Consider the following 12,214-nt stretch of genomic DNA (forward strand, 5'->3'; position numbering starts at 1 on the left):
GGGGCTCCTGGAACTGGGTCTCGGCTGAGCTTACCATCGCCAACAGGGTAGGGAGAAACTCCGTGGAGCCCTGGTGGGCCCACAGGAGTTTGTCCTCATCTAGTCGACCGGTACTGGACGCGAACGTCACCCCGATTTAATCGCCCCCGCCCCAACTACTAACTGACAAACCTCGATCGACGCCCTATAATATCGGCGCCATGATGCATCGTTCTGACATCGACGCGGTTCTGCGGATGATCGCCATCCTTTGCATGAGCGCCTGGGGGATGGTCGCAGCCCCCGCCGAAGACCCCCTCCAGCAGCAGAGCGCCAAGCAAGAGCAGATTAAGACCTCGGCCACGCGCGTGGGCATCCAACTGGACCAAATCCTCACCGAATTCGACCTCAACGGCATCTCAGGCGAAGACGTTAAAATCCTCCGGGCCATTCGAAGCGTGCTGAACCGGTTGACCGATCAGGACATGCAAAAGGTGCTCCAGCTACTCACGGACGCGCGCCAGAATCAAAACAGCAACAACCAGCAGGTCTCCGAGGCCTTCTCCGGGCAACGCAACATCATTACCCAACTCCGCCAACTCCTCACGGAGTATCAGCGACAGCAGGCGGTCTATGACATCGCCATCCGACTCAAGGAGCTGGCCGCACGGCAGACGGACAACATGAGGCTGGCGGTCTGGCTCGCTCGTCAGGTGGACCGGAAAGCGCTCGAGCAATTTCAGGAGACTCAGCGGCTCAACCTTCAACTTCAGGAGACCGACGAAGCCTCAATTCGTGCCGAAACCTCCTTGGTGCTGGATCAGTTGGAGAAGCTCGTGACGGCTTCAGGCGACGCCACCACCGCCGAGCGTCCGCGTCTGGCGTTGGAGCGAGCCAAGCAGGGCGGGATGATGCTCGCCCTGGACACCGCCCTGCGCGAGTTGAAGAGTGCCCGCATGCTCGGCGCCGCCGGCAGCGAAAAGCGGGCGCGCGACCAGATGCGCGAGGTCGCCCGGCTGCTCACCCAATCGTTGGACAAACAGGATGCCCTGCGGGAGGCCCTCCGCGAACTCGATGCCGCGATCGACAAACAGCAAGCGCTGACCGACGCCACCCGCAAACTGCAGAACAAGGAGGAGGCCGGGAAACGCGAAGGAGAGCAAGGCGAGGTGGTTGACTCCACCGACCTCGTTCGCAAGGACATTCAAGACCTCGCCCCCGCCGCGGCGGAACATCTGCAAGCCGCCACCGATCGAATGCAAGAAGCACGCAGTTCACTTCTATCCGGCCAAGCCCCCCAGCTCAGCCGTGAACAAGCCATCGCCAAGCAAGGGGAGTCGCTCACGAAGATGGAGCAGGCCCGCCGAGAGCTGCTCGATCAGCTGACCAAGGCAGAATCGCCCAAGCAGCTTCCCGAAAAAGCCTTGTCAGCCATCGAGATTCTCCAGCAACGGGTGCGCGACCTGATCCGCAAACAAGAGCAGCTTCGGAAGGAGACCTCGGTCAGCCCCGCCGACAAGGTCGCCGCCTTCGCTCCCAAGCAAGGGGACATCCAGGATGACGCCCACGAAACGCAGCAACTAGCCGCCGAACCTGCTCCGGAAGCGGCCGAAGCTCTGGGGGAGGCGGCGGCCCAGATGCAGAAATCGCAGAAGTCTCTGGCTGAAGAAAAGAATCTCGACTCGGCGCAGCAAGCGGCGCTGGAGGCACTGGAACGCGCCGCTCAGGCCCTGGCGAAGCAAAAGGAACATCTGGAGGAAGCCACCAAGGAGCTGGCCGATCTTGAGGCCTTGTTGAAAAAGCTCATTGCGATCATTCAAGAGCAACAAGACGTCTTTACCCTGACCACGCGCGAGGCGGTGAAACCCATTCCCGCGGCCATGCCGGAAACCGTTACCCGGCAGCACACACTCAGCGAAGCCACACGGGAGCTGGGAAGCGAGGCGGAAAAGCCGGCCCCCAAGGCATCCGAATACCTCGCGGAGGCAGCACTCTACATGGTGCAGGCCCGTGAGCAGCTCTCCAAAGTCCAACCGATCGACGCCCAGGCAAAGGAATCCATTGCCCTCAAGCAGCTGTACGCCGCCCGCAAGGAGTTAGAGCGAAAAATTGATCAACTGAAGGAGGAACTGGGCGAGGAGTCGGAGGAGGAATCGGACAATCTCCAGGATATCTCACAGATCATTGCGGAGGCACAGAAGGATGTGAACGAAGCGCTCTCGCAGCTGCAGCAGGGCGCGGCGAACGCCATGCAGACTTTGAAGGACAAGCAACAGCAGATCGCCACCGACCTGGCCCAGCCGATGATCTCAGCCCCCGCCACCACCCAAGCCAAGCGGGAAGCGGAGATGGCGGTTCAAAAACTAACCAAGGCGGATCTGCCCAGCGCCCTGGAATCCATGAAAGCAGCCCTCGGAGCGATGGAGCGCGGGGTCAAGGCGAATCAACCGCTCGTGACGGAAGGGGCTCCGAACCTGCCCACCATCTCCGATCATCAAAAAGAAGTTCTTGGCTTGGCTCAGGCTCTCGAAGCAGCCATGAAAAATGCCTCCACCGCCGCCATGGATAAAGCCGCCCAATCACTCAGCCGGGCAGGCAAGAAGATCCAACCGCTCTCCAGTGGCAAAATGGGAGAACTCCCAGGAGCAGCGCAGCAAGAGCTGGAAGCCGCTCAAGAGGAACTCGATACCGGCGCTGCCGAAGCCGGAGAACATCACGGAGCGCCGGCTCAAGCCAGCGCCCAAAAAGCCGGACAACACCTCGCTCAGGCGCAGGCGGCTATCGCGCTGGCTCAATCGGGGCTGAGTTCAGACAGTCAGCAGCAGGCGAGCAACTCGCAAGGCCAAGGCAAAAAACCCGGCCAGGGCAAGACGAAGCGCAGCCAGCAAGGCCAGCCCGGGCCGCAGGGTGATGGACGCGAAGGCAACTGGCGTGGCAACGGTGGAGCGGACGGCCCAACCACTGCGGCCACCGGGAGCAGTAAATTTACCGGACTCCCGGCCCGTGATCGGGCCGCCATCCAGCAATCGCAGAGTGAATCGTATCCCCAGGAATACGCACCCCTAGTGGAGCAATACCTCCGAAACCTGGCCGATCAGGCAGAACCCAAATGAAGACCGCCTTCTCGCAACCGATCCAGCCCGCCCGACTCCTGTACGTGGCGCTGATGATCTTCGCATTCTTAAGGGGATCTCCGCTGTTCGGTGCCGCCGGAACTGGACCCATCCTGAGACAACCCGACCCGGTCAAGGTAGATGCCAAGTCCGAGAAGATCATCAAAGGAGCACTCAAATTCCTGGCCTCGAAACAGCAGCCCAACGGGGCGTGGGGAACCCAAGATGAAGAGCTGCGCCACCAAGTGGCCATGACCGGATATGTCCTGATGTGCTTCCAAGCGGCAGGCCAACTGCCGGGTGAAGGGGAGTTCGGAAAGAATGTGCAGCAAGGTGTCCAATTCCTCGTGGACTCCACGGCGGCGGATGGATTGATCGGCAACCGGAACAACGGTCAATACATGTACAATCACGGTATCGCCGCAATCGCCCTGGGAGAGATCTATGGCCAGGGCCGTAACCCGAGCCTGCGTATCAAGCTCGATCGCATTATCAAAGTGATCCTCAGCTCGCAGAACGAGGAAGGCGGATGGAGATATCGTCCCGTGGCTCGCGATGCCGACATCTCGGTCACCGTCCTGCAGGTGGTAGCCCTACGTGCCGCCAAGAATGCTGGTCTGGATGTCCCCCAGCGAACCATCGACCGGGCGGTCAAATATGTGCGCAGCTGCTACCACGAGAAGTCAGGCGGTTTCTGCTATCAGCCGCAGCGGGAGCCGGGATACGCCCGAACCGCCGCGGCGATCTACTCACTGCAGGTCTGCGGCATCTATGATGATCCGATGGTGAAGGCCGGAGCCCGCTACCTGATGAACACACCGCGAAACAATCAGGACTGGTTCACCTACGGAAACTTCTACGCCGCCCCGGCGCTCTACATGGTGGGATCGGAGACTTGGGCGAAATATTACGCCACCATGACCGAGCTGCTTCTCCAAAACGTGAACAACCGCGGAGATATGGCCTGGTGGGATCCTAGCCTGGATCAAGGACGAATGGGCGTCGGCGAGGTCTACTGCACGGCGGTCTATACCATGATGCTGGCCATGCCCTATCACTACATCCCCCTCTATCAGCGCTAAGCAGGCAGGGCCACCCACCATTCCCGCAGCCCTCTCTCGTTCGAAACCCGCCAGAAGATTTGCCAGCCGTGCCGCCGGCCGTTACGCGTGGGCAGATCGGAAGCGAAGTAGTTTGCGAACCTCCTGACACCCTGCCCGGCCCGCAGGCGATTGCACTCAGTTGACGACAGCCGCTGAGGCAGCTCACGTCGCAGCCAGGTGCAGAACGCAGCCGAGTCCTTGAGTTCAGATCAGGACGTCAAGAGAGTTCTGGCGAGGTGGCTTCCCGGGCCGAGCTGCTACTTCAACTTCAGCTGAAACACTTTCACAGCGTTCCCCCGCAAAACCTTGCGCAGTGCATGCGGGTCGGTCAGGAGCTTGCGCACCTGCGCCAGGGTCTGCGCTCCTTGACAACCAGGTCCTCTCCCCAGCTCATCCGCACAGTCAGAGCCATAAATCAGCTTGTCCTGATGGCGATGGAGAAAGGCGCAGGCAAATTCTTCATCGCGAACCAGAAAGTTGAGCCCGGAGCCGGCGGATAAATCCCCGTACATATTGGGATAGTCGCGCAGGTAACGATCGGTAAGCCCTCCAGGACGGATCACACCCTTGGGATAAAGATCGGTAGGATCAGCCACATGTCCCACATTGTTCCACCAAGTCTGTGCGTGTCCGATGAAATTCACGTCCGGAAATTTCTCCAGGACGCGATGAAAATTTTCAAAGCCCAGGTTGTAAGCGCCATGCTCGAAGTGGAGCAGCACAGGAACGCGGTACTCTCTGGCCAGCTCGGCGATTTGAATCATCGACGGCCCATCGCAAGGCACCTTGAACTTTTGCTCGGCAATACCCACCGCACCCAGCTTGAGGTACTTCTCAATCTCCCCGCGCGCCTCCGGGATATCCGGCAACTCATTCGCGCAGAAGGAAAACTCCTTGGGATGCGCTCGACAAAAATCTACCACGGTCTGATTTCCACCACACTGGGCCGCCAGCCCATGGAGCCGTCCGGCCGGGAGCAGAATGGAATGTTGAATCCCCATTGCACGCTGATGCCGCAACATCGCTTCATCAGTGCGGGCGTGGTAGTGGGTGTGCTGATGGATATCCACAATTCCATACTCATTCCCACCTAACCCCTTAGCCTCGGCCGATGTCTCGGCCTCGGCTTGGGCGGCACGCTCCGCCAAGGGAATCGCCGCCACTGCCAAGGCAGATGCTACCAGGAATTCACGACGATCACCGGATTTTTGAAGAAGACGCATTCTGCCTCAAGATACTAATCGTTCACCGGCGCTTCGTCGAGCGACAACGTCTGCAACCGATAGAAGCGCCGGGACACCCCCTCCACCTCGGGGTCCACATAGTGAACCGCACCATCCTCGGCCGATACCGGCCCCAGATCATTCCAGTTCGTCAGATCGGGTGAAACCTCCAGTCGATAGCCGAGCCCGCGGTTTCCCGGCAGACACAAATGAAACAATCCGTCGGGAAGCAACTGGCAAGGCGGCCGAGACTGATCGTTGTCCAATATGACCACCACCCCCTGCGCAGGGCGTCCCAGACGATAGGCGGGCCAGCCAATACCCGGCTTCACCAGACCGCTATCTGCGGGGAGCAACTCGATGGAGACGGTTTCGATCCGCTCCACCTCTTGATCATCGGTCGGGCGAACCACCAGCCGCACACTCCCCACACCCGCAGGAATCACCACCTTCTCCGGTAACGTCGCGTAGTCCTTGGCTGGAACGGCACTTCCCCCAATCTTAAGTCCCACCGATAATTCATCGTCCATCGGACCCTGACGCCGGATCAAGAAGGTAGCCGTGGGAGTAGCCCACTCACTCGAACCTTCCGTGGCGATGGCATCCCGCGCCAGGATGCTGACCGTGGGCCGCAGGTCTGAAACCACTCGGATTGAAATTTCGGCGGTCAGAGTGGTGGCTCCACCGTTGTCATGCGCCACAGACGTGATCCCATACGATCCCTCCGCCACATTCTCCCAACGGAACGTGTGCGTGATCAAGGCGCCAGGTTCAGGTGCCTTGATAAAATCGATCCGGGAGTCGCCAATCTTTTCCTTGCCCAAGAAGAATTCGACCCACGGGACATAGCCGTCCGCATCGGCCGTCTGCACGACGATGTCGAACGATGCCGGCGCCTCAAACTCGCTGCCGCGAGCGGGGCTCACGATGTCGGCTTTAGGGGGGCGATTCTCGGGAGCCAAGCCATTATCACGAATCTGCACCTTGGCCGCATAGTCGGTTCCCAGCTCGTAACGCGGGATGAGAACCGGCGGGTCGATCGGAGGAAGAATCAGGTCGTCGGGGTTGGACCCGAGCACCAGAGGATCCGGAGGGAGGGAAATCGGCCATCGAACTAAAGTCACAACCACAGACTCATCTTCTTCGAGGAGACGATCGTAGAGTGGCACCACTTCGAGGAGCGTGGACTTGCTGCCGGCGGGGATCGTAGCCGTGTAAGCAAGCCGCCCATAGTCCACTCCATTGACCGCACTGCCACCCAGCCGATACATCACGGAAAGAGGCGCATCGAAGGGTGCGGTGCGGGAGACCACAGCATAGGCCTTGTCAACGCGCAGGATGTCGGGGTCCGCAGAGGAGGGCTCCGTAGCGACGTCATCCAAAGTGCTGATGCTCACCACCGGCAAGTTGACCGGCTTACCCTCTCCGTTATCCAACAACTCCACCTCCGCCACCGCAGGAGCTCCAACCTCATAGCTGGCCCAAAGAACACCGCCCAGGTCGATCCCCGGTAACCCAACCTCGGCCGGCTCGGGCAGCGTCAAGGGGTCGATGAGGGTCAAAACCACTGATTCGGGGGACTCCACGACTCCATCGTTGATCGGAGTCACATCGAGATCAATCGTTGACGCACCTTCGGGGATAACGATGGCGGAGCGGAGCGCCTGATAGTCGCTGCCATTCAACGCAGTTCCGCTCAGAGAATAGAAGACCCTCAAGGGGGCGGTGGTGGATCCCGTCCGAGCAATCCGGAACTGACCACGATCCAAGAGCAGGCGTTCGTTCGGAAGCGGGGTTCTCGGTTCTCTCGCCACCGCGTCCGCAGCAACGACCGAAACCTGCGGAGGGAAACCGTCAGTTACCGCCCCGTTGTCGAGGATGGTCCCTTGAGCCACCGCAGGTTGCCCCACGAGGTAACACTCGCGTGGGGGCGGGAAGATGGCGGGACAAATCGGGTACTCCAGGGCAACGACCACCGTCTCGGTCGATTCAGCCCGGTCGTCATCCAGGGGCATTACGGAAAGGCGAACGCTCGTAGAGCCTTTCGGAATGGTGATCAACCCGGAAAGCCGCTCATAGTCGCTGCCATTTTCCGCGCTGCCGGATAAGCGGTAGAAGATGGGTAAATCGAAATCGACCGGCCCCAGGCGTGAAACGACGAAGACGAGTGGATTCAACACGATGGGCCGCAGCATTCCAGGGGGAATTCTCTCAGGCTCAGCCCCTTCAGCATCCACCACAGCGATGCTTACCACTGGGCGTAGAGGGGGAGTGATCGGTGGATCGATAACCTGGGAGGACGCGGTCAAGACGGAGCCGAACAGACAAAGCCCGCAGGACAGAGCAGCCCAGCAGAGCGGGAGGCGGCATCGTTTCATAGAGTATAAGCAACGACTGGATAAGATGTTTGGCGCACCTCCGGGCAAAGGACTCCAAACTGATAGAACTTTCTAACGAATGAACAAAGAATCCATATCACGGCCGACGCAAAAGCACAAGAGGCAGGAGAGGGTGATCCGTAGGTAAGATCCAAGACACCCCGTGTTGGCTAATCACCCTCGGCTGACCCCAGGTCAAAATCAGCCGAATTCCCGGGAGAGACCCGACGTCAGTAATACCCATATGACCTACCGTCCTCTCCTGTGCGCCTTTGCCATGCTGGCAGCCGCCCTGTCATCCCCAGCCGCCCATCCGATCCCCGACGCCTACAAGATCTCCGGCTTCGCGGTCGGGTGCCAAGCCTACACGTTCAACCGCTTTAGCCTCTTCGAGGCTATTGAAAAAACCGACCAGGCTGGCGGACGAATCATCGAGTTTTATCCCGGACAGAAGCTGAGCCGGGAAGAACCCGGGGTTAAGTTTGACCACAACGCCTCCGACGAAGTGCTGGCCAAAGTCCGAGCGAAGCTGCTGCAGCACAAGATCAAGGTGGTCAACTACGGGGTCGTAGGCGTTCCCAAAGGGGAAGCCGAAGCACGCAAGATTTTCGAATTTGCCAAGAAAATGGAGCTCTATGCGGTGACGACCGAGTCATTGGATGCGCTGGATACCATTGAGAAAATGGTCAAGGAGTATGACATCAAGGTCGCTTTCCACGAACACGCCAAAAACCCCAGCCGCCCCGACTACAAGATCTGGGATCCGAACTACCTCGCATCCGTGCTCAAGGATCGTGATATGCGCATCGGTGCCTGCGCGGACACCGGCCATTGGGCAAGCTCCGGACTCAAGCCGGTGGAATGCCTGCGCATTCTCAAAGGCCGGATCGTCAGCACCCATCTCAAGGATCGGGCAGCGATCGGGTCGCACCTGCCCGACCAAGTCTACGGTTTGGGAGTCTCCGACGTGGCGGGATGCCTGAGCGAACTGAAAGCCCAAGGTTTCGACGGGAACATCTCCATTGAATACGAAAACAACTGGGACCACTCCGTGCCCGATGTGGCCCAATGCGTCGGCTTTATTCGGGGATGGGGGGGAAGGTAGTCCCCGAAGGCGCCACGCCGCCGGACGATCGATCCAAGCCCTCGAGGAAGAGCAATGTCCCGAGGGCCGCCGGGAGAGCGGCGTTCAGCTCCTGCATCATTTCCTCAATCTCACCGGCCGGCACCGCAAAGCGGCGACCGGCACTGTGAATGAAGCCCCGCATGACCTGCTGGGCGTAGCCTAAAAGCCCCTGACGCAACGGGACGCTGTAGATAGCCAGGGTCAGCCCAAAAACCAAGGTGTGCCAGCCCTCCGCTTGCTTGGCTTCGACGGCAGCCAAGTAACGCTGCAAAACCCTCACATCTCTTAACGGGCGCAATCGCTTCAACTGCGCCTGCCCCACACGGCGGCTGGCGGATGAGAGATGCTTGAGTCGCGGAGTCTCGGCGATCTTTCGGTCCAACTCGATCAACTCTCGGGTCCGCCCTTTGTCCGCATGGAGAAACGCCTGATGAATGATCGGCAGCTCCAGGGGCAACAGAATGCGGCTGCGATAGGCGCGCAGAAAACTCCACAGGGATTCCACATCCGTCACGGTGTGATGAGCGATCAGTTTCGAAGTTTCTGACAGCTCGTGCAGCCCCTCCGTCGACCCCAGCTGCTGAACTAAGGGATGCAGCTCTCCAAGGAGATTGATCTCCGCGTCGACGCCAGAATGTGACTGCTTTTCCATGCTCTCCGACCGATACACCCCGAAGGGTGTGGCGCTCTGTCTTTCCATTAGTGGCTATATCGGCACTGCCCTCCCACGCCAACAGGAAAACTTTCGGGAACCCCAACTTTTTTTGTTGCCATGCACCTCAGCGAAACTCGCTTTGACTTGCTAGGGAATTTCCCTAGGCACCTAGGAGGCAGGCACCGCCACGATTAATCATCGCTCCCAATACCCAGATGGAAGCGCTAGCTCTAGATTGTCCTGGTCAGCGCCAATGGGCGGGCACCCCGAAAGGGAAAGGAAAATGCAATGAATGCGAATGAAACTTTGGTTGAGACCCTGACTAAATCTCCCCTCTATCGGGAATTTGAGCAAGCTTACAGCGAAATTACCGGCCTCCCTATGACCTTGCGTCCGGTGGAAACCTGGCAGCTTCCGCTCCATGGTAAACGCAAGGAGAACCCCTTTTGTGCGCTCATGGCAGAGAAAAGCCGAAGCTGCGCCGCCTGCCTCCAAATGCAGGAACGTCTCTGCAAGAGCGCCGTCGACGAACCACGCTCGCTCACCTGCAACTATGGCCTTTGTGAGATGGCGGTGCCGGTCCGACTGGGAACGGACACCATCGGCTTCCTGCAAACCGGCCAGGTCATGAAGACCCCCCCCACCGAAGCCCAGTTTGAGAAGGTGGCCAAGGAGTTTGCCGACCATGGACATGATGTGAACCCCGAGAAACTCCATGATCTCTACTTCGCTACCCCCGTGGTCTCCGCGAAGAAGCTCGATGGAGCCATGCAGATGCTGACCATCTTCTCCGAACACCTCGCCATCAAGAGCAACCAGATCACCGTCCAGAACAACAACATGGAACCTCCCGTCATCACCCGGGCCAAGAAGTACATCGAGGAGCACCAGGACGAAGAACTCAGCCTCGGCAAGGTCGCCAAGGCGGTCAACACGAGCACTTTCTATTTTTGCAAGCTGTTCAAGCGAGCGACGGGACTCCACTTCACGGAGTTCGTGTCGCGGTCGCGCATCGAGAAGGCCAAGAACCTCCTCCTGAATCCCAACCTGCGCATTAGCGAAATTGCCTACGCGGTCGGGTTCCAGTCCCTAACGCACTTTAACCGGGTCTTTAAGAAGGTCATGGGCGAGTCCCCGACCGAATACCGAAATCGGCTGCCCTGACTTCGGTGTGGATTTGGCGGGCCGCGAGCGGTATGTGAATGGGTGTGCCGGGTCAACCAACACAGCGCACCCCAACTCAGCAGGAAAGCATTAGGGTCGCGAACCATCTCATTCGCAACTCGCCGGATCTGATTTGCATCCAGCGGGAGGGGAAGATCGTGTTCCTGAACCGGGCGGGCACTCGCATGCTCGGGTTGAGCCATCTCTCGGAGGCTAACGGCCGCAGCCTGATGGAATTTCTAGAGGCCCCGGAGAAGAGTTCCTCCCGCCATTCCAGCCGTCGCCTCTTACAGTTCGCTCAGCGAAAGGTCGCCTTTGAAGCGCGCCTTAAACCAAACGGTAACGCGCCGGCCGGCATTGATGTCGAAGTCAGAGTAATCCCCTTGGGAAGCTCTCCTCAGTCCGAGATTCAGGTGATCATGCGGGACATCTCGGATCGCAAGCTGGGCGAGCGGGAAATGCTCCGAACGCTCAAGGAACTGAGAGACGTCAAGGCAGCCCTGGACGAGCATTCCATCGTGGCAGTGACGGACGCCGCCGGCCGCATCACCTACGCGAATCAGAAATTCTGCCAGATTTCTCAATACACGCATCGCGAGCTGATCGGCAAGAACCATCGCCTCATCAACTCCGGCCATCATCCCCGAAGCTTTTTCATGGAGCTTTGGTCCAACATCTCCGAGGGCCGCGTCTGGCGTGGAGAGATCCAGAATCGAGCCAAGGACGGATCGCTCTACTGGGTGGACACCACCATCTTTCCCTTTCTCAACTCCGAAGGGAAGCCGGTGCAGTACGTCGCCATCCGGACTGATATTACGAATCGGAAGCAACTGGAGCAAGAACTGCTCGCCCTCAGCGAAAAGGAGCAACGTCGGATCGGCAGGGATCTTCACGATGGCTTGGGACAGCAGCTCACGGCGCTGGAACTGCTCAGCCACGCGCTGGTGGGAAAACTCAAGACCTCCGCTCCCGCGCTGGTCGACTTCGCTCGAGACATCACCCGCCAGATTCGTCAAACGGTTCACAGCACACGGCTGCTTTCGCACGGACTCTCGCCGGTACCACTGGGGTCCGAGGGATTGATGATCGCGCTGGGGGAGTTGGTCGCCGGGACCCAAACACTGCCCGGGGTGACTTGTGAACTGGTCTGCGATGAGAAGGTCCTCCTCCACAACGAGGGCCACGCCACCCACCTTTACCGAATCGCGCAAGAGGCCCTCAACAATGCGCTCAAGCACAGCCGGGCTTCCCGAATCATCCTGTCGCTGCACGAGGATCAGGACCGTTGGATCTTGAGCATTTCCGACAATGGGCGAGGCCTTCCCTCGCGCCGAAAAAAAGAGCCGGGGCTGGGGCTGCGGTTGATGAAATACCGGGCGCAGGTCATCGGAGCGACCCTGGAAGTCGCCTCCGAACCCCGCAAGGGCCTGCGAGTGACCTGCACCCTCTGGAAAAAACCATGAGCAAAGCCAA

At 59.3% G+C, this 12,214-nt stretch carries 8 protein-coding genes; 5 read left to right on the plus strand and 3 right to left on the minus strand.

The annotated features are described in order from the left end of the window. Positions 1 to 200: 200 nt before the first annotated feature. A complete protein-coding gene (locus tag JNN07_03330; protein MBL9166747.1) occupies positions 201 to 3,092 on the plus strand; it encodes a hypothetical protein in 2,892 nt (963 codons plus the stop codon). Further along, positions 3,089 to 4,174, plus strand: a complete 1,086-nt coding sequence (locus tag JNN07_03335; protein ID MBL9166748.1) for a terpene cyclase/mutase family protein — start codon at positions 3,089 to 3,091, stop codon at positions 4,172 to 4,174. The genes JNN07_03330 and JNN07_03335 overlap by 4 nt, the downstream gene beginning before the upstream one ends. A 278-nt stretch (positions 4,175 to 4,452) precedes the next feature. On the opposite strand, the gene JNN07_03340 is transcribed toward JNN07_03335, so the two are convergent. Then, positions 4,453 to 5,418: an amidohydrolase family protein gene (locus JNN07_03340; GenBank protein MBL9166749.1), complete on the minus strand. Its 966-nt coding sequence runs from the start codon at positions 5,416 to 5,418 to the stop codon at positions 4,453 to 4,455. Positions 5,419 to 5,432: 14 nt separating this feature from the next. Next, positions 5,433 to 7,796: a hypothetical protein gene (locus JNN07_03345; protein MBL9166750.1), complete on the minus strand. Its 2,364-nt coding sequence runs from the start codon at positions 7,794 to 7,796 to the stop codon at positions 5,433 to 5,435. A gap of 244 nt (positions 7,797 to 8,040) precedes the next feature. Between JNN07_03345 and JNN07_03350 the strand changes: the two genes are divergently transcribed. Beyond that, complete coding sequence (locus JNN07_03350) at positions 8,041 to 8,901, plus strand: sugar phosphate isomerase/epimerase (GenBank protein MBL9166751.1); 861 nt, start codon at positions 8,041 to 8,043, stop codon at positions 8,899 to 8,901. Here JNN07_03350 and JNN07_03355 read toward each other — a convergent pair. Beyond that, a complete protein-coding gene (locus JNN07_03355; protein ID MBL9166752.1) occupies positions 8,876 to 9,622 on the minus strand; it encodes a hypothetical protein in 747 nt (248 codons plus the stop codon). The genes JNN07_03350 and JNN07_03355 overlap by 26 nt on opposite strands. 243 nt (positions 9,623 to 9,865) lie before the next feature. Here JNN07_03355 and JNN07_03360 point away from each other — a divergent pair, with 243 nt between their 5' ends. Next, positions 9,866 to 10,741: a helix-turn-helix domain-containing protein gene (locus JNN07_03360; GenBank protein ID MBL9166753.1), complete on the plus strand. Its 876-nt coding sequence runs from the start codon at positions 9,866 to 9,868 to the stop codon at positions 10,739 to 10,741. A 44-nt stretch (positions 10,742 to 10,785) separates the two neighbouring features. Continuing rightward, positions 10,786 to 12,204, plus strand: coding sequence for a PAS domain S-box protein (locus tag JNN07_03365; protein ID MBL9166754.1), 1,419 nt, complete (start codon positions 10,786 to 10,788; stop codon positions 12,202 to 12,204). Positions 12,205 to 12,214 lie beyond the last annotated feature (10 nt).

Source organism: Verrucomicrobiales bacterium (assembly GCA_016793885.1).
In the GTDB taxonomy this organism is placed as follows: Bacteria; Verrucomicrobiota; Verrucomicrobiia; order Limisphaerales; family UBA11320; genus UBA11320.